We start from the raw sequence: 17,883 nt of genomic DNA, 5'->3' as shown, positions 1-17,883 counted from the left end.
TTATGCCAGTTTTTATCGGCGTGAAGACCAGCGCAAAAGATGAGGGTCCACGCGTTCGGACGACCTCCGGCGGTGCGATGAACCAGCACTGGGCGGGAATGCGATGGAGACGGTCGCGTGCCGCACTGCGGCGGCACGCCGCGGTACATGCCTCACGCCGGGAGCTTGCGGACCGGCCGAGATCGCTGAAAAAGTTTGAAGAGGCAGGGTCCGACGGCGCCCGCGTTGGACGCCTGCCGGTTCAGGCGCGCAACGTCCGGGTCGCGGCCTCGTCGACGCGGCCGTCAGCGATGACCACGCCATAATCCTCGCGCGCCTTGGCCGCATCGATCAGGCCGTCAAGGACATCGTCGAGGACCGCCTGCGGGCTGCGCTGGCGCGGGTCGCCGTAGCCGCCGCCGCAAGGGCCGAAGGCGACGAGCCGGTCGCCCTTCGCGAGGCGCCGGTAAGGCAATTTCGAGGGAAGCTCCTCGACGCCGCCATTGGCGAGCGCGATCTCCATTCTGGCCGGCGAGCCGTCCGAGCCGCCCCGAAAACCCCAGGGCGCGAAACGCTGGCCGTCACCCTCGATCGAGACCGCGCCATCCTCCTGCATCTCGAAGGAACGGATCGAGCCGATGCCGCCGCGCGAGGCGCCCGCGCCGGCGACGTTCTCGCGCAGTTCGTAGTTCACGACGCGCAGCGGCAGATGCGACTCGATATCCTCGATGGGGTTGTTGCGGGTGTTGGCGTAGAGCGTGTCGACGGCGTCCATGCCGTCCTTGCCGTGGCGGCCGCCATAGGAGCCTTCCATGATCTCCATATGCACCCACGGCCCGGTCTTCGACATGCCGCTGAAGGCCATGACGCGCAGATTGCCGATGCCGGCGCTTACCTGCTGCGGCACGGCCCCGGCGATCGCCTTCATCACCGTGTCGGCGACGGCGTTGCCGGAGCAGAAGCGGGCGATGACAGGAGCGGGAAAGACCGGATTGGCGAGGCAGCCTTCCGGCGCGAAAATGGTGATCGGGCGCGTCAGCCCGCTGTTCTGCGGAATGGCGCCGTAAAGATCGCTGTCGAGCAGGATGGAGCGCAGCGTCAGCCAGACGGCGCAATCGACGGTGCCGACGAACGGCATGTTGATCGGCCTGCTGGATGTCTGCGGCGCCGTGCCGGTCAGGTCGACATGGATGTCGGAGCCCGTGACCGTCAGCGTCACCTCGATCGGCAGCTCCTTCAGCGAGGGGTCGGCGCTGTCCAGATAGCCGTCGATGAAGGTGCGCGCATTATAGCGCCCGTCCGGGATCTTCGAGATCGCGTCGCGCATCAGGTTCTCGGAATAGTCCAGCAGGTCCTCATAGGCGCCGGTGACGGTTTCGAGCCCGTACTGGTCGAGCAGCGCCGCATAGCGCTCCGCGCCGATGCGCGCCGCCGCCACCTGCGCCTCCATGTCGCCGACGACGAGATCGGCGATGCGGATGTTGGAGCGCAGAATCTGCCAGACCGGCTCGACCTTGCGGCCCGCCTCGTAGACGCGCACGGCCTTGAACTGAAGGCCCTCGGCATAGGTGTCGACGGCATCGACGATGCCGCAGCTTCCGGGCGTCAGCGCACCGATGTCGAGATGATGGGCGGTCGTCACGGAGAAACCGGCCAGCGCCTCCTTGTGGAAGATCGGCACGGCGAAGCCGACATCCGGCCCGTGCGAGGCGCCGCCGTAGGGATCGTTGTGCATGAAGACGTCGCCGGGCGCCACGCTGTCGCCGCGCGCTTCCAGCTCGCGCAGGATGCCGGCGATGTAGCCGGGTATGGGCCCCGACTGGAGCGGCGTGCTCATGGTGCATTCGCAAAGCTGCCGGCCGGCGGCGTCGGTCAGCGCAGCGCCGAAATCCTCGCTTTCGCGGATGATGCTCGAATAGCTCATGCGCATGAGCTTGTGGCCCATCTCGATGGCGATGTTCTCCAGCGCGCCATGGATGACGGCGGCGAGGAAGGGATCGACGCGTGTCTGCATGGTGGTGTCCCTCAGCCCCTGGGATCGCGCGTCATGCGCACATTGCCGTGACGGTCCGCGCGGTAGGTCCAGCCCGGCGGAACGACCGTCGTGGTGTCGGTCTGCAGAAGGATCGCGGGGCCGGCGAATTTGCGGTCGACCGGCAGCGACGTGCGCTCGATATGGGGCGTGTCGAAGGTCTTCAGCGCGTCGTCGACGCGGAAGACGCAGCGGCCGCCGCCCACCTTTCTCGGCTCGCCCGAAACCGCACAGGCGGGCGGCTCCGCCAGCTTGTCGACCATGCCGACGCCGCGCACCTTGACCGTGACGATCTCGATCGGGCTCGCCTCGAAGGCGTGGCCGTATTCGGCGCGATGCCGGTCGTGAAAGGCGCTCCAGACCTTTTCCAGCGACGCATCGGTCAGCGGCCCGTCGGGCACGTCGACCTTGAGCTCGTAGCCCTGCCCGACATAGCGAAGATCCGCCTGCCGCAGCATCCTGATCCTGTCGCCGGGCACGTGGTCGCGCGCGAAGATCGCTACCAGCTCCTCTTCCATGTCGTCGAACAGGGCTTGCAGGCGCGGCATGTCGATGGCGCCCTTCACCGCGAAGGCGGTGCGCAGGGCGTGGTATTCGAGATCGGCGGTCAAGAGGCCGACGGCCGAGGTGATGCCGGGATGCGGCGGGATCAGCACGTTCTCCATGCCCAGCATGGCCGCGACTTCCGCCGCGTGCAGCGGCCCGGCGCCGCCGAAACCGCAGAGCGTGAAATCGCGCGGGTCGATGCCCTTCTGCACAGTCCGCGAGCGGATGGCGTTCGCCATGTTGCTGTTCAGCACGGTGAGAGCGCCCTCCGCCGTTTCCTCGGGCGAGCGGCCGAGTTGCGCGGCAAGCTCGCTGATGACGCGCCCTGCAGCCGCGGCGTCGAGCGCCATCTGCCCGCCGAGAAAATTGTCGGCGACGAGCCGGCCGAGAACGAGATTGGCGTCGGTCACCGTGGGCACGGCGCCGCCGCGCCCGTAGGCCGCCGGTCCCGGCACCGCGCCGGCGCTCTGCGGGCCGACGCGAAACGCCTTGCCACGGTCGATATAGGCGATCGAACCGCCGCCCGCGCCGATGGTGTGGATGTCGATCATCGGCAGCATGACCGGGAAGCCGGCAATGCTGGCGCTGCGGGCGTCCGCCTCGGCCAGCCGGCCGTCGCGGATGATGCCGATGTCGGCGCTGGTGCCGCCGATGTCGAGCGTGACGAGACGATCCGTCCCGGCGTGCGAGCCGACCCATGCGCCGCCGCGCACGCCGGCGACCAGGCCTGAGAGCAGCGTCGTCGCCGGGCGCTCGGCAATCATCTCCGGGGTAGCCAGGCCGCCGCTCGACGTCATCACCCTGAGCTCGCCCTTCACTCCGAGCGCGTTCAGCCGATCGCTGAGATTGCCGACATAGCTGCGCACCTTCGGCCCGATGAAGGCCGACATGGCGGCCGTGGTGAAACGCTCGAACTCGCGGAACTGCGGCGACACTTCCGCCGAGGTGGTGACGAACACGCCGGGCAGGACGGAACGCACGATCTCCGCCGCGCGCCGCTCATGCGCGGGGTTCACGTAGGAGAAGAGGAAGCCGACCAGCACCGCCTCGACACCCGCCTCGCCAAGCTCGCGCGCGGCGGCCGCAACCGCGTCCTTGTCGAGCGGAACCAGCTCATTGCCCCGGGCGTCGAGGCGTCCGGCGACGGTCCTGCGGAAGCGGCGGCGGATCAGCGGCCGGCTCTGCCAGGGCAGGTCCTGCATGATCGAATAATGCTGCGGCCGCTGGTGCCGGCCGATATGCAGGATGTCGCGAAATCCCTCATTGGTGATCATGCCGGTGACGGCGCCGTCATGGACGAGCATGGCGTTTGTGCCGACCGTCGTGCCGTGGAAGATCGCGTCCACGTCGCCGGGTTCTATCTCCGCGAGGCGGCAGATGCCCTTCACGCCCTCGACGACGCCTTCCGCCGGATTGGCAGGCGTGGACGGGGTTTTGTGGACCGTGACCCGCCCCGTCGCGATGTCCGCCAGGATCAGGTCCGTGAAGGTCCCGCCGACATCGACGCCCAGTGCAATCATTCCCCGTCTCCCTGCAGGTGCGCCGGAACATTGATCCATCTGGATTGATCTGGCAAGCTGCCCCTGCTTGGCAGGAGGCGATCGAGATGGCCGCGGACGAGTTGCTGACCGGTCTGTTCGACGGCGAGGTGGGACCGCTCATGGTGATCACCCACATCGTCCTCGGCAACAACGCGGTGACCAACCAGTTCATCGAGCGGCGCTTCGGCATGCCGGTCCATGCCTGGTCGGCGCTCTATGCGGTCGGCAAATTTCCGGGGATACGCGCCAAGGAGATCAGGATGCTGCTCCCCCGCCCGCAGAACACCATAAGCAGGGCCGTGTCGCTGCTGGAGACGCGCGGCCTGCTCGTACAGGAGCCGTCGTCGTCGGACGGGCGGGAGAAACGTCTTTTCGTCACCGAGGAGGGGAAAAGGCTGCTGGTCGAACTGGTCGACGTGTCGCGGCGGCGGCAGGAGGAATGGCTGGCGCCCCTGTCGCCGGAAGAAAGGACCACATTCGTCGCGCTGGCGCGCAAGGTCGCGGAAGGCCCGGACCTGCACAGATCGGCCGTGATGGCGTTGTAGCGGACCTTTCCAGAGCGGTTCCGGTTTTTATAGAATCGGTGGAACCGCTCTATCTCTTTGTTTTAGCCGCATTTCCGGACGCAAAACCGCTTCACACTTTTGCTGGAAATGCTCCAGGGTCAGGACCCTAGATCCGTGCTCCGGAAGCGCGGTCGAACAGGTGCACGTCGGCCGGATCGATGCGCATGGCGATCTCGTCGTCATGCCGCAGGACGAGCCCCCTCTCACGGAAAAGGCAGGTGAGCATCTCGCCGCCGCAATCGAGCCGCGCGAACACTTCCGACCCCGTCGGCTCGACCAGTTCCGCGCGCCCGCGAAGGCCGTCCGGCGCCGACTGGATATGCTCCGGACGGATGCCGTAGACGACTTCCCGGCCTTCATGCACCGACGCAGCGGCCGACGGCAGCGGGAGTTCGAGGCCGCTCGCGCTGACGAAGCGGCCTTTATCGATCCGGCCTGGAACGAAATTCATCGACGGCGAACCGATGAAGCCGGCGACGAACAGGTTGGCCGGCCGCTCGTAGAGCTCCAGCGGCGCGCCCGTCTGCTCGACGATGCCGTCATGCATGACGACGATCTTGTCGGCCATGGTCATCGCCTCGATCTGGTCGTGCGTGACATAGACGGTCGTGGTGCCGAGGCGCTGGTGCAGCCCCTTGATCTCGCCGCGCATCTGCACGCGCAGCTTGGCGTCGAGATTGGACAGCGGCTCGTCGAACAGGAACACGTCCGGGTTGCGGACGATGGCGCGGCCCATGGCGACGCGCTGGCGCTGGCCGCCCGAGAGCTGGCGCGGGAAGCGGCCGAGCAACTTCTCCAGCCCGAGGATTTCGGCCGCGCGCTTCACCCGCGCCGCCGTGTCGGCAGGGTCCGCCTTCTTCAGCTTGAGCGCGAAGCCCATATTGTCGGCGACCGTCATGTGCGGATAGAGCGCGTAATTCTGGAAGACCATGGCGATGTTGCGGTCGCGCGCCCTGAGCGCGTTGACCACGCGGCCGCCGATGCTGATCGTGCCGCCGGTGATCGTCTCCAGCCCGGCGATCATCCGCAGCAGCGTGGACTTGCCGCAGCCGGACGGGCCGACCAGCACCACGAACTCGCCATCCCTTATGTCGGCGGAAACGCCTCGGATGACCTTGGTGGCGCCGAACTCCTTGCGCACGTCGCTGATCTCGACCGAGGCCATGCTTCACCCACCCTTGACGGCGCCGGCGGTGAGGCCGGCCACGATCTGCCGCTGCGCGAACATGGTCAGGACCAGCACCGGCAGCGTCACCACGAGGGCGGCGGCGGCCAGAGGTCCCCACGCGACCTGCTCGTAGGACAGCATATTGTAGACGGCGACCGGCAGCGTGCGCGTCTCGCGGTTGGCCAGCACGATGCCGAAGACGAAATTGTTCCACGAGAAGATGACCGCGAGGATCAGCGCAACCACGACGCCCGGCTTGGCGATGGGCAGCGCCACCATGCGGAACACCTGCCAGGACGTGGCGCCGTCGATGCTGGCGGCTTCCTCCAGCTCCATCGGCGTCGTCTCGAAATAACCGATCATCACCCAGACGACGATGGGCACCGTGACCACGAGATGGATGATGATCTGCGGCCAGATGCTGCCGAGCAGGCCGATCCACTGGAACAGCAGATAGAGCGGGATGAGATAGGACAGGCCCGGCGTCATGCGCGCGATCATGACGACGATGGCCGACTTCTCCGCCTTCAGCCGCGCGATGCCGTAGCCGGCCGGGACGCCGATGAGGAGCGCCAGCAGCGTCGCCGAGCCGGTGACCAGCAGCGAGTTCCAGAAATAGAGGAAGAAATTGTTCTCGCGGAACACCTGCGCATAGTTCGACCAGGCGAAGCGCTCCGGAATGAGGATCGGCGGATAGGCGCCGTTGTCGATCTCGTATTTGAGCGACAGCGAGATCATCCAGAGGAAGAACAGGATGGCCGGCGACACGATGACGAGCGCCAGAAAGAACATGCCGAGCCGGTTCCAGAAGGTGCTCATCTGCCCTCGGCCTCCGACCATTGCATGCGCTGGCGCAGCATGAGGAGCGCCAGCGACATGGCGACGATGATGACGAAGAAGACGATCGCCATCGCCGACGAATAGCCGATGTCGTAATAGGCGAAGGCCGTGTTGTAGAGATAGATGTTTATCGTTTCCGACGCCGTGCCGGGGCCGCCCTGCGTCATGGCGTAGATGATGTCGAAACTCTTCAGCGCGTCGATGCTGCGGATGATGGCCGCGACCATGATGAAGGGCGCTATCATCGGCAGGGTGAGGTAGCGGAACTGCTGCCACGCATTGGCGCCGTCGATCTCCGCGCTTTCGAACGGCTCGCGCGGCATGGAGGCCAGCCCGCCCAGCACGATCAGCATGACCAGCGGCGTCCATTGCCACGTCTCCACCGCGACCAGGGAGGGGATGACGGTGTTCGGATTGAATATCCATTCCTGCGCCGGAATGCCGACCAGCGACAGAAGGTAGTTCAGAACGCCGAGCTGCGGATGGAACATCATGGTCCACACCAGCGCGATCGCCACGGGCGTCGCCATCATCGGCATGACGAAGATGCCGCGCAGGAAGCCGCGCAGCGGGAATTTCGAATCGAAGACGAGCGCCGCCAGCGTGCCGAGAAACAGCGGCAGGACGACGGAGAGCAGGGTGTACCACAAGGTGTGGACGAGCGATTCCCAGAAGCGCGGATCGCCCCACAGGCGGGCATAGTTGGCGCCGCCGACGAAATGCCGCTCCTGTCCCAGCGTGAATTCCTGCGTGCTCATCCATATGGTGAACACCCACGGAAACACGATCACCGAGAGCACCACGACGAGCGCCGGAATGACGAACGGCCAGTAGTTGGGGGCCAGCCTGATATGCTGGCCCGCCAATTCCTCGATCGTCGGCGTGCGGTGCGCCGTAGCGGCCATCAGGCCTTTTCGCTCTTTTCCAGCACAGGCTTGAAGGCTTCCGTCGCCTTCTTCAGCTCGGCCGCCGGATCGCCGCCGGAGATCAGGTTGGTGAGCGCCACGCCAAAAGTGTCGCGGAACTCGGTGACCGGGATGATGACCGGCAGGGCGAGCTTGCTGATCTCGCCGGAACCGGCCACCGCATCGACCCACTCGCCGGGCATGGTGACGCCCTCGCGCACCTTCGGATCGCCCAGCACCGACTTGCGGAAGGGAACGCCGGCGCCGGCCTGAAGCAGCCGGGCGCCCATCAGCGGCGACACGGCCCACTGGCAGAACAGATAGGCGGCCTCCTTCTTCTCGCTCGCGGCGGTGACGCCGATGCCGTCGCCGAAAGTTCCCGAGGCATGCGCGCTCGGCCCCTTCGGCATGACTCCGTAGCCGACCTTGCCGACGACGCGCGACTTGTTCGGGTCCTCCAGAGGCGGCGCGAAGCCGACGCCGTCGAACCACATACCGATCTTGCCCTGCAGGAAGGCGGATTGCGACTCAGCCCAGTTGAAGCCGGCGACGCCGGGAGGCGCGGATGCCGTCATCAGGCGCTTGTAGAGCGCCGCGGCCTCGACCGCTTCCGGGCTCTCCGTGTTCAACGCACCATTCTCGACCGCATACTTGCCGTAGCCGAGCATCAGCGAGGTCCACACCGGCACGTTGGCGTTCTTGATGCCCCGCGCCACGAAGCCGAAGGTGCCGGCATCCTTGTCGGTCAGCGCCTCGGCGGCCTTGGCCATGTCCTCGAACGTCGCCGGATACTGCAGGCCCTTCTGCTCGAACAGCTCCTTGTTCCAGTAGACGATCCAGTAATCCACCGAGAAGGGCAGCGACAGCAAGACGCCCTGATCGTTCTTGGCGAACTCAAGACCCGCCTCGGCGAAATCGCCTTCGGTCAGGCCCGCATCGGTGAGCGATGGGTCCTTGAGGAAGCCGCCTATGTCGGCCAGCCATCCGGCCTTCTCGAACTGGCGCTTCTGGACGTGGTAGCTGAGATGCACGACGTCGAAGCTCGGCTTGCCCGAAGACAGCTCGATGACCGTCTTCTGGCGCTGCTGCTGCTCGGGCGTGGCCTCGGCATTGACCTTGATGCCTGTCAGCTCCTCGAACTCGGACATGTATTTCATCAGCGTGTCGCTGCGCGGGCTCTTGACCAGATTGACCTCGAGCGTCTGGCCGGAGAATTTCTTCCAGTCCACGTCGGCGAAAGCGGGACGGATGCCCAGCGCACCGGCAGCGCCAAGCCCCGCCGCGCCCGCGAGGAAATCCCGGCGATTGGGGTTGAATTTTCTGAACATGATCGTCTCCTCCTTCTTCGTTTTGCGCTCACTTTATGAAGACCTGCGGCCGCGAGGCAAGCTTGCAGGCAAATCCAGGGTAAAACCCTAAAGCGTGTCGCATCGAACCGGAATCAGGCGACACGCTTCAAGTTATTGTTTTTTCGCATGTCGTTGTCCCGAAACCGGTTCCCACTTTCGGGCGGCATGCTTTAGATATTGACCGCTCGACGCCGCGCGACGTCTATATGCTCCGAGATCGCCGTCGCGGCGGCATCCTCGTCGCGCCGCTCGAACGCCTCGATGATCTTCAGGTGCTCGCCCATTACCGACGGGATCATCGTCACGTAGAGGCGCGTCTCGGCCAGCCGGATCAGCTTGATCTTGATCCAGTTGACCCGATAGGCGTTGCTCAGGATCTCGTTGTTCTGCAGGCCGATCACCGCCTCGTGCAGGGACAGGTCGACCGCCTCCGCATCCTCCATCAGGTTGGCGTCCTCCCCGGCCTCGTGGCGGGCGATGATGCGCTCGTGGCTCTTCCGCAGCGAGGCGATCAGCTCCATCGGCGCATCGCGGGCGAACAGGCGCGCGGCCGCCACTTCGAGGAAGGCGCGGAACTGGAAGGCGTTGCGCACCAGCGCCAGGTCGACCTGAGGCACCTGCATCCCGCGCTGCGGCACGGTCCTGATAAGCCCTTCCGCCTCCAGCCGGGGCACGAGCTCGCGGATGGAGCCGAGCGAGAAGCCGGTCATCTCCACAAGCTCGCGCTGGGTGATGAACTGCCCGGGCCTGATCTGGCGCGCCAAGAGGCTGCGCGTATATCCGGCATAGGCCTGATCGCGCAGGTTCTGGTTCTCGCCCGAAGCTGGCACGCCGAACTCCGTCATGCGGCCATGATCCGTTCGTAGGCCGCGATCGCCTTCTTCTGCAAAGCCGGCGCAAGGTCGCTGACGGGAGGCCGCATGCGGATGAACGCCCTGTCCTTGCGGATATGGGCCGTCAGCGCCTTGACCGCAGGCAGGACCGGAAAACTGGTGATCATGTCGACCAGCTCCGTCACCTTTTCGCTGTCCCTGCCCTTGTGGATGACAGGCAGCAGAAGCTGCGGCGCGACATTGGCGAGGCCGCAGATCGAGCCCTGCGCACCCTTGCGCACGGCGCGCGCCAGAAGCCGCTCGTCGCCGATGAGGATGGCCAGTTCCGGATGCGCGGCGAGGAAAGCCTCCGCATCCTCCCACTTGCCGGAAGAATCCTTCACCCCGGCGATCACGCCCGGAAACGCCGCCTTGAGGCGGCCGACCAGATCGACCGAAAGCGAGACCGCCGTCTGACCGGGGATGTGATAGAGGATGATGCCGCGCGCCGCCGGTCCGATGCGCTCGATGACCCTGGAGAACCAGGCGTAGAGCCCTTCGTCCTCGACGCCCTTGAGGTAGAAGGGCGGCGCGAAGAGAAGACCGCGCACGCCGGCGTCGAGCGCGAGGCGGGCCTGCGCCACGGCGTCATCCATCGGCGCCGCCGACACGCCCGCATAGCTACGCGCCGGGTCGATGCCGTTGCCGGCCAGCGCCCCGAGCATCGCAGCCCTTTCCGAAAGACTGATGCCGTAGCCCTCGCCGGTGGTGCCGAAAACCGTCACCGAATCGCAGCCATCGGCCAGCACCTGACGCGCATGGGATACCAGCCGCTCCAGATCGATGCCGCCATCGGCGCGGAAAGGCGTCACCAACGCCGCGGACAGGCCGAAAATCTGCTTCCTGGGCATCACATATCCATCTGAAACTATGACTGACATGTTAGCAGCAGGTCAGCGTCAGTCAAGCTGACGCGCGACAGTTCGTCCGGGCGGCCGGACGGAGTCCGGTCGCGCTGCGATGAATGCCTTTCGCTCCAGCGCAGTTCGCTCAGGCGGCCTTGCCGACCGGCTCGGATGAGCCGAGTGCGTTCAGAAGGTCCGCCTTCCGTTTTTCGAATCGCTCGACAGCGGCGAGCTTCACATGGCCGTAGCCGCGGATTTCCTCGGGCAGGCTGGCCAGCTGGACCGCCGTGGCAATGCTCTCCCGCGACAGGCGGGCCGTCAGTTTCTCGACCAGCGCGAAATAATCCTCGATCAACTGACGCTCCATTCTGCGCTCGGCGGTGCGGCCGAACGGATCGAAGCGCGTGCCGCGCAGGCCCTTCAATTTCGTCAGCATCCAGAAGGCCGGCTCGATCCAGCGGCCGAGGGCGATCTTGGCCGGATGGCCAGTGCGCGGATCGATGCGGGTCAGCATGGGCGGCGCGAGATTGTACTTCAGCTTGTAGCCGCCCTCGAACTGCTCGGCGAGCTTTTGGCGCATGGCGGGATCGAGATGGAGCCGCGCCACCTCGTATTCGTCCTTGTAGGCCATCAGCCTGAACGCCGCCTTCGCGACCGCCTTGGCGAAGGCCTGTTCGCCGGGCGCGACGCGCGCCTCGACCTGCCGGGCCTTTTCAACCAGCGCGCGATAACGCGCAGCGTAGGCTTCATCCTGATAGGCAGTGAGGAAATCGGAGCGATGCGCGACGATCTCGTCCAGCGTCTTTTCCCCGGCGGCCGGCTCGACAAATCCAGCCTGCCTCTGCACCGCATCAGGATCGACGGCCGAAAGACGCCCCCAGGCGAAGGCCGCGCTGTTCATCGCGACGCCGGCGCCATTCAGCTCGATTGCCTTTTCGAGCGCCGCGCGGCTGATCGGCACCAGCCCCTTCTGCCAGGCATGGCCGAGCAGGAACATGTTGGCGGCGATGCTGTCGCCGAACAGCGCGGTGGCGAGCTTTGTGGCCGGCAGCGTCGTGACCGCGCCCTGCGCTCCGGCATTGCGGAGCCGGCGCAACGTCGCGCTTTCACGGAAATCGATGGTGGTGTCCTTCACGAAGGAGGCGGTCGGCGCGAAGTGATCGTCCACCACCGCTTTTGTGCGCTCCCTGGCGAAGGTCGCGATCGCGGCCTGCGAGGCAGCCACCACGAGATCGAAGCCGAGAACGAGGTCGGCCTCGCCGGGGCCGATGCGCGCGGCGCTGATGGTCTCCGGCGCGCGGGCGAGGCGGATATGCGAGACGACCGCGCCGTTCTTCTGGGCAAGGCCGGTCTGGTCGAGCGTCACCAGCGACAGTCCGTCGAGATGCGCGGCCTGCGACAGGATCGCGCTGACGGTGATGACGCCCGTGCCGCCGATGCCGGTGAGCAGCATGCCGTAGGGTTGGTCGCCAAGAGCCGGGAGCGCCGGCTTGTCGAGCGCCGCATCGGCCCCGGCTCCGGCTCTGGCGCGCGGCTTGCGCAGGCCGCCGCCCTCGATGGTGAGGAAGCTCGGGCAAAACCCCTTTGTGCATGACAGGTCGGTGTTGCAGCTCGACTGGTTGATGGCGCGCTTGCGGCCGAACTCGGTCTCGCGCGGCTCGACCGAGATGCAGTTGGAGACGGCCGAGCAATCGCCGCAGCCCTCGCAGACCAGTTCGTTGATGAAGGCGCGCTTCGGCGAGACGGGATAGGCGCCGCGCTTTCGGCGTCGGCGCTTCTCGGCGGCGCAGACCTGATCGTAGATCAGCACGGTGACGCCTTCGACCTCGCGCAGCTCGCGCTGCACGGCGTCGAGCTCGTCGCGGTGACGTATGTGGACCTCACGCGGCAACAGGCCTTCCAGCAGCTCCGGCCGTTCCGATACGACGGCGACGCGCTGCGCGCCCTCGGCCAGCACCTGACCGACGATCAGCGGTACGGAAAGCTCTCCGTCATGCCGCTGGCCGCCGGTCATGGCGACCGCGTCGTTGAAGAGGATCTTGTAGGTGGCGTTGACCTTCGCCGCGATGGCGGCGCGGATGGCGAGCAGGCCGGAATGGAAATAGGTGCCGTCGCCCATATTGACGAAGATGTGCTTCTCGTCGGTAAAGGGCGAAAGCCCGATCCACGAGCCGCCTTCGCCGCCCATCTGGGTGAAGGTGGCGGTGTCGCGCTCCATGCCCACCACCATCATGTGGCAGCCGATGCCGGTGGACGCGCGGCTGCCCTTGGGCAGGACGGTGGAGGTCGAGTGCGGGCAGCCCGAGCAGAAATAGGGCTCGCGCGTCAGCAGGCCGGGCTCGGCGGGAACGGGAGCGCCGAGCCTCGAAACGAGTTCCCCGCGCGCGGCGAGATGCGGCGCCCTGTCGCCCAGCCATGCGAGGATGGCGCGGGCAATGGCGAGCGGGCCGAGCTCGCCGAGCGCCGTCAGAAGCGGCGCGCCGCGCGTGTCGGCCTTGCCGCTCACCCGCGGCCGGCGGTCCGCCGGCATGTTGAAGAGCTGCGACTTGACCTGCTCCTCGATGACCGGGCGCTTCTCCTCCACCACCAGAAGCTCTTCCAGCCCCTTGGCGAAATCGCGCAGACCTTCCGGCTCCAGCGGCCAGACCATGCCGACCTTGTAGAGCTTCAGGCCGAGTTTTTCCGCCTCGCGTTCGTCGATGCCGAGCAGGGACAGCGCGCCCTTGAGGTCGAGCCAGGATTTGCCGGTGGAGACGATGCCGAGACGGGCGGAGGGTGAAGGCCACACCTCGCGATCCAGACGGTTGGCGCGGGCGAAAGCCTGCACCGCCTGCATCTTTGCTTCCAGCCGCCGCTCCATGGCATGCGATCCGTCCGGCCAGCGCATGGACAGGCCGTCCGCCGGCAAGGCGATGTCCGGCGTGACGATGGCGAGCCGGTCGGGATCGAGGTCGACCGTGGCCGAGCATTCGACGATCTCCGTCTGGCACTTGAAGCCTGCCCACGCGCCGGAATAGCGGCTGAGCGCCCAGCCGAGCAGGCCGTAGTCGATATATTCGCCGATGCCGGCCGGCGACAGCAGCGGCACCATGGCGGAGATCAGATTGTGCTCGCTCTGGTGCGGCAAAGTCGAGGAGACGGCGGCGTGATCGTCGCCGACCAGAAGCAGCACGCCGCCATGCCGGCCCGTGCCGACGGCGTTGGCATGGCGGATGACATCCATGCTGCGGTCGACGCCCGGCCCCTTGCCGTACCACATGGAGAAGACGCCGTCATAGCGCGCGCCGGGGAATATGCCGACCTGCTGCGTGCCCCACACCGCGGTCGCCGCCATGTCCTCGTTGAGGCCCGGCTGGAAGACGATGTGGTTCGCCTTCAGATATTTTTTCGCACGCTCGGCCTCGCGGTCGAAGCCGGCGAGCGGCGAGCCGCGATAGCCGGATACATAGCCGGCGGTGTTGAGCCCGGCGGCGAGATCGCGCTGACGCTGCACCATCATCAGCCTCACCAGCGCCTGCGTGCCGGAAACGAGGATGCGCCCGCGCTCCAGCGCGTAGCGTTCGTCCAGCGCCGAGGCCTTCGCGGCCGGGCGGGGTGCGGAGATTGTGGCTTCGAGGGCTTGTGCCGACGTCATCTTTCTTGCCTCCGGAGCATCCTGCCGTCGTCCATGTCGAAGATGCGGCCGGGATTGAGGATGCCGTTGGGGTCGAGCGCGGCCTTCAGCCGGCGCATCGTTGCGATTTCCGCCTCGCTGCGGGAGAGGTGCAGATAGGGCTTCTTGTCGAGGCCGATCCCGTGTTCGGCGGAAATGGAGCCGCCAGCGCGCTTCACGCAGCGGAAAACGGCCTCGGCCACGGCGTCCGGCCGGTCCGTCACCACGCAGTAATGCAGGTTGCCGTCGCCGAGATGGCCGAAGACATAGTCGCGCGCGGATGGATCGGCCTTCTGCTGCGCCGCTCCGGCCTCGATCAGGAATTCGCCCATGCGCGGAAGCGGCAGGCTGACGTCGAGACTCAGCAGGGAATTCAGCGCGAAGAGATAGCGGTTGCAGTCGTCGCGCAGCGCCCACAGCGCGTGGAACTCGCGATCCGACTGCGACAGCGCCGCGTCCGTCACCAGCCCGTCCTCCATCGCCTGCCCGAGCGCCTCGGCGAAGACGGTCTCGTCGGTTCCGGGCGACATGCCCTGGATGTCGGCAAGCACGTAGACGGAAGCGTCGAGCCGGACGGGCGCGTTGAGGCCGAGCGTCCGGGTCATCTCGCTCATCAGCGGATCGAAGATAAGCTCGAAGCCGGACAGCAGAGTGCCGAGCCGCCCGCGCAGGAATTTCAGCAGCGCCATCGCCGCATCGAGCGACGGCATCGCGCAGAAGGCGATCGCTTGCGTGACCGGCTTCGGGTGAAGGCGCAGGCAGGCGCGCGTCACCACGCCCAGCGTGCCCTCGCTGCCGATGAAAAGCTGGCTGAGATCGTAGCCGCTGTTGTCCTTGGCAAGGCCTTTCAGAGAGGAGAGCACGCTGCCGTCGGCGAGCACGGCCTCCACGCCCAGCACCTGAGCGCGGAAACTGCCGTAGCGCAGCACGCGTATGCCGCCGGCATTGGTGGCGATGTTGCCGCCGATGGTGGCGGTGCCGCGCGCGCCTATGTCCACGCCGAAGAGGAAGCCTGCCGCCCCGGCATGCTCCTGCACGGCCTGCAGAGGCGCTCCCGCCTCCGCGACGACCGTGCCGGCCGCCGGTTCGACCGGCGAAAGCACGGTCATGCGCTCCAGCGAAAGCACCGCCTCGCCTGCCCCGACGCGCGCACCACCGGAAAGGCCGGTTCGCCCTCCCTGCACCACCAAAGGCTGGCCAAGTTCGTTGCATACACCCAGAATGGCGGCGACGTCCGCGCCATGACGCGGACGGAACACAGCCGCCGGCCGAAGCGAACCGCCTCCGGAAAGGTCGTCGCCGTAGCGTGGGTCAATCGCCTCGCCCGCCAGGATGCCCGCCCTGTCCAGACGGCGTTCCAAGCGGGAAAGAAGCATGTCGATGGAGACAGCCATGATGTCCTGAGATGCGCCCGCAATGCCGGACGGCTGGAACAGCCTATTTCGCTTGCAATATTTGTCAAACTTATATTGTTTAGATGTCAATGGCGATGGCCGTGACACACGGTCAAGCCGGAGGAGAGCGCATGCCGATCGAATATGAAGACGTTGTGCGCACGGGGGTCGCCAGACAGGTCGCGGACAAGATCCGCTCCGCCATCCTGGACGGCCGTCTGCAGATCGACGAGCGCCTGCCGACCGAGGAGGAACTGGCGAAGAGCTTCGGCATTTCGCGGCCGACCATCCGCGAGGCGCTGAAGCGGCTCGCGGCGCAGAACCTGATCCGCTCGCAGCGCGGTCCCGCCGGCGGCACCTTCGTCAAGCGTCCCGATCCGGAAGGACTCTCCTCGGCGATAACCGGCGCGGCGACGCTGCTCGTCGGCATGGGCGCGTTCGACATCGACGAGATCATCGGCGCGCGGCTGGAGACTGAGGCCATATGCTGCCGGCTGGCCTGCGAGCGCCGCAGCGGCGAAGACCTCGCGGCCATGCGCGCCGAGATCGCGCTCCAGCGCTCGGCCTCGCTGACCGACGAGGAGTTCTGCGCGTCCGACGTGCGCTTTCATCGCGGGCTGGTGACGGCGGCCGGCAACGGCCCCCTGAGCCTGATGATGTACACGGTGGTCGAGGCCTTCATGCCGATCACCAATATGATCGTGTCGCAGGTGCGCGAGCGCGGCACCGTCGCCGGATTCCACGAGAGGCTGGCAGACGCGGTCGAGGCGCGTGATGGAGCCGGCGCCGTCGGCGTGCTTTCCGAACTGCTCAGCTATGTGCGCGACAGCTATGCCGTCAGCCTGAAGCGGCGCGCCGAACGCGAGGCGGCCCGCGCCAAACGCGGCTAGGGTCAGGACCTGTTCATTTGACTGGGATGGCGTTCGAGATGGCGAGAGATGCAAGGAAAGGCCTGAGGAACGGGGTTGCTCCCCCGGTCGAAGGCTTTGACGCGGCAGATCGACGCCATGTCGATCGTCCTCCGGATCGGGCTGATTTGCACGGGCTTGCTTGTCGCAACGCCTTGAAAGGCCTCAGCCTTCCTGCGGCCTTGCTTCGCGCATCCGCGCAAATCCGCTCCGACCATTCCAGTCAAATCAACAGGTCCTGACCCTAGTTCGTACCTTCGTCAACAGATGTCCAGTTGGAGAATTGAATGAGCGAAACCTTCACCGCGCTGATGCTGGAGGATGTGGACGGCAAGCCCAGGGCGGCGTTCAAGCAGATCTCCACATCGGACCTGCCCGATCACGACGTGCTGGTAGAGATCGGCTATTCCAGCCTCAACTACAAGGACGGCCTCGCCGTTTCCGGCAAGGGCCGCATCGCGCGCCGCCTGCCCATGGTGGCGGGCATCGATCTCGCCGGCACAGTGGTGGAATCGCGCTCGCCCGCGTGGAAGCAGGGCGACAAGGTGATCGTCAACGGCTGGGGCCTTTCGGAGACCGAATGGGGCGCTTACACCCGCTTCCAGCGGCTGAAGCCGGAATGGCTGATCCGTCTGCCGGAAGCCTTCAGCATGGAGCAGGCCATGGCCATCGGCACCGCCGGCTACACGGCGGCGCTCTGCGTGAACGCGCTCGAGGACTGGGGCATGATCCAGCCCGGCAAGGGCGAGGTTCTGGTGACGGGCGCGGCCGGCGGCGTCGGCTCCACGGCGGTCAGCCTGCTGTCGTCGAAGGGCTACATCGTGGTGGCGTCCACCGGCCGCCCCGAGACGCACGATTACCTCAGCGGCCTCGGCGCTTCCGCCTTCATCGACCGCGCCGAACTTTCCGGCGACGTCAGGCCGCTGCAGAAGGAACGCTGGAGCGGCGCGGTGGATTCGGTCGGCTCCAACACGCTCGCCAATGTGCTGGCGCAGACCGTCTATGGCGGCGCGGTGGTGGCCTGCGGACTGGCGGGCGGCGCCAACCTGCCGGGCACGGTGATGCCGCACATATTGCGGTCCGTGACGCTTATCGGCGTCGATTCCGTCTTCGCCCCGCAGGCCAAGCGCGACCGTGCATGGAAGACGCTGGCCGAACATCTCGACCGCGAGAAGCTGGCGGCGATGACCGAAGTGCACAGGCTGAGCGAGTTGCCGGAACTCGCCGGCAAGATCGTGGCTGGCGCCGTGCGCGGCCGCGTCGTCATAGAGATCGCCTGAGGGAGA

13 protein-coding genes are annotated in these 17,883 nt (G+C 66.5%); 3 read left to right on the top strand and 10 right to left on the bottom strand.

The window, feature by feature from the left end; translation table 11 throughout:
- Nucleotides 1-241: 241 nt before the first annotated feature.
- A complete protein-coding gene (locus M9955_10345; protein MCO5082040.1) occupies nt 242-1,993 on the bottom strand; it encodes a hydantoinase B/oxoprolinase family protein in 1,752 nt (583 codons plus the stop codon).
- Between the two features lie 11 nt (nt 1,994-2,004).
- Nucleotides 2,005-4,077, bottom strand: a complete 2,073-nt coding sequence (locus tag M9955_10340) for a hydantoinase/oxoprolinase family protein (protein ID MCO5082039.1) — start codon at nt 4,075-4,077, stop codon at nt 2,005-2,007.
- An 86-nt stretch (nt 4,078-4,163) separates the two neighbouring features.
- On the opposite strand from M9955_10340, the gene M9955_10335 reads away from it, so the two are divergent.
- Nucleotides 4,164-4,643: a MarR family winged helix-turn-helix transcriptional regulator gene (locus tag M9955_10335; protein MCO5082038.1), complete on the top strand. Its 480-nt coding sequence runs from the start codon at nt 4,164-4,166 to the stop codon at nt 4,641-4,643.
- A gap of 127 nt (nt 4,644-4,770) precedes the next feature.
- On the opposite strand, the gene ugpC is transcribed toward M9955_10335, so the two are convergent.
- The 8 genes from ugpC to M9955_10295 form a co-directional block, all read right to left on the bottom strand.
- Nucleotides 4,771-5,829, bottom strand: coding sequence for a sn-glycerol-3-phosphate ABC transporter ATP-binding protein UgpC (gene ugpC, locus M9955_10330; GenBank protein ID MCO5082037.1), 1,059 nt, complete (start codon nt 5,827-5,829; stop codon nt 4,771-4,773).
- A 3-nt stretch (nt 5,830-5,832) separates the two neighbouring features.
- A complete protein-coding gene (locus tag M9955_10325; GenBank protein ID MCO5082036.1) occupies nt 5,833-6,651 on the bottom strand; it encodes a carbohydrate ABC transporter permease in 819 nt (272 codons plus the stop codon).
- Nucleotides 6,648-7,577, bottom strand: coding sequence for a sugar ABC transporter permease (locus tag M9955_10320; GenBank protein MCO5082035.1), 930 nt, complete (start codon nt 7,575-7,577; stop codon nt 6,648-6,650). Before M9955_10320 ends, M9955_10325 begins: the two co-directional genes overlap by 4 nt.
- The gene (locus tag M9955_10315) at nt 7,577-8,905 is read right to left on the bottom strand and encodes a sugar ABC transporter substrate-binding protein (GenBank protein MCO5082034.1); all 1,329 of its coding nucleotides are present in this window, start codon (nt 8,903-8,905) and stop codon (nt 7,577-7,579) included. Before M9955_10315 ends, M9955_10320 begins: the two co-directional genes overlap by 1 nt.
- Nucleotides 8,906-9,096: 191 nt before the next feature.
- Nucleotides 9,097-9,771 (bottom strand): GntR family transcriptional regulator, encoded by a 675-nt coding sequence (locus M9955_10310; GenBank protein ID MCO5082033.1) that lies wholly within the window; start codon nt 9,769-9,771, stop codon nt 9,097-9,099.
- Nucleotides 9,768-10,649, bottom strand: coding sequence for a dihydrodipicolinate synthase family protein (locus M9955_10305; GenBank protein MCO5082032.1), 882 nt, complete (start codon nt 10,647-10,649; stop codon nt 9,768-9,770). Before M9955_10305 ends, M9955_10310 begins: the two co-directional genes overlap by 4 nt.
- A 139-nt stretch (nt 10,650-10,788) precedes the next feature.
- Nucleotides 10,789-14,277, bottom strand: coding sequence for an indolepyruvate ferredoxin oxidoreductase family protein (locus M9955_10300; protein MCO5082031.1), 3,489 nt, complete (start codon nt 14,275-14,277; stop codon nt 10,789-10,791).
- Nucleotides 14,274-15,689: an FAD-binding oxidoreductase gene (locus tag M9955_10295; GenBank protein MCO5082030.1), complete on the bottom strand. Its 1,416-nt coding sequence runs from the start codon at nt 15,687-15,689 to the stop codon at nt 14,274-14,276. Before M9955_10295 ends, M9955_10300 begins: the two co-directional genes overlap by 4 nt.
- 131 nt (nt 15,690-15,820) lie before the next feature.
- On the opposite strand from M9955_10295, the gene M9955_10290 reads away from it, so the two are divergent.
- Together M9955_10290 and M9955_10285 are read left to right on the top strand one after the other, a co-directional pair.
- A complete protein-coding gene (locus M9955_10290) occupies nt 15,821-16,579 on the top strand; it encodes a FadR family transcriptional regulator (GenBank protein MCO5082029.1) in 759 nt (252 codons plus the stop codon).
- Between the two features lie 329 nt (nt 16,580-16,908).
- The gene (locus M9955_10285) at nt 16,909-17,877 is read left to right on the top strand and encodes an oxidoreductase (protein MCO5082028.1); all 969 of its coding nucleotides are present in this window, start codon (nt 16,909-16,911) and stop codon (nt 17,875-17,877) included.
- Nucleotides 17,878-17,883 lie beyond the last annotated feature (6 nt).

It is taken from the genome of Rhizobiaceae bacterium (assembly GCA_023953845.1).
Classification (GTDB): Bacteria; Pseudomonadota; Alphaproteobacteria; order Rhizobiales; family Rhizobiaceae; genus Arvimicrobium.
This window is presented reverse-complemented; position numbering and strand designations above follow the sequence as displayed.

What these genes read in the sequence shown, in the direction of transcription:
- M9955_10345 (MCO5082040.1), bottom strand. Translation starts at nt 1,993, where the DNA reads ATGCAGACACGCGTCGATCCCTTCCTCGCCGCCGTCATCCATGGCGCG.
- M9955_10340 (MCO5082039.1), bottom strand. Translation starts at nt 4,077, where the DNA reads ATGATTGCACTGGGCGTCGATGTCGGCGGGACCTTCACGGACCTGATC.
- M9955_10335 (MCO5082038.1), top strand. Translation starts at nt 4,164, where the DNA reads ATGGCCGCGGACGAGTTGCTGACCGGTCTGTTCGACGGCGAGGTGGGA.
- ugpC (MCO5082037.1), bottom strand. Translation starts at nt 5,829, where the DNA reads ATGGCCTCGGTCGAGATCAGCGACGTGCGCAAGGAGTTCGGCGCCACC.
- M9955_10325 (MCO5082036.1), bottom strand. Translation starts at nt 6,651, where the DNA reads ATGAGCACCTTCTGGAACCGGCTCGGCATGTTCTTTCTGGCGCTCGTC.
- M9955_10320 (MCO5082035.1), bottom strand. Translation starts at nt 7,577, where the DNA reads ATGGCCGCTACGGCGCACCGCACGCCGACGATCGAGGAATTGGCGGGC.
- M9955_10315 (MCO5082034.1), bottom strand. Translation starts at nt 8,905, where the DNA reads ATGTTCAGAAAATTCAACCCCAATCGCCGGGATTTCCTCGCGGGCGCG.
- M9955_10310 (MCO5082033.1), bottom strand. Translation starts at nt 9,771, where the DNA reads ATGACGGAGTTCGGCGTGCCAGCTTCGGGCGAGAACCAGAACCTGCGC.
- M9955_10305 (MCO5082032.1), bottom strand. Translation starts at nt 10,649, where the DNA reads ATGCCCAGGAAGCAGATTTTCGGCCTGTCCGCGGCGTTGGTGACGCCT.
- M9955_10300 (MCO5082031.1), bottom strand. Translation starts at nt 14,277, where the DNA reads ATGACGTCGGCACAAGCCCTCGAAGCCACAATCTCCGCACCCCGCCCG.
- M9955_10295 (MCO5082030.1), bottom strand. Translation starts at nt 15,689, where the DNA reads ATGGCTGTCTCCATCGACATGCTTCTTTCCCGCTTGGAACGCCGTCTG.
- M9955_10290 (MCO5082029.1), top strand. Translation starts at nt 15,821, where the DNA reads ATGCCGATCGAATATGAAGACGTTGTGCGCACGGGGGTCGCCAGACAG.
- M9955_10285 (MCO5082028.1), top strand. Translation starts at nt 16,909, where the DNA reads ATGCTGGAGGATGTGGACGGCAAGCCCAGGGCGGCGTTCAAGCAGATC.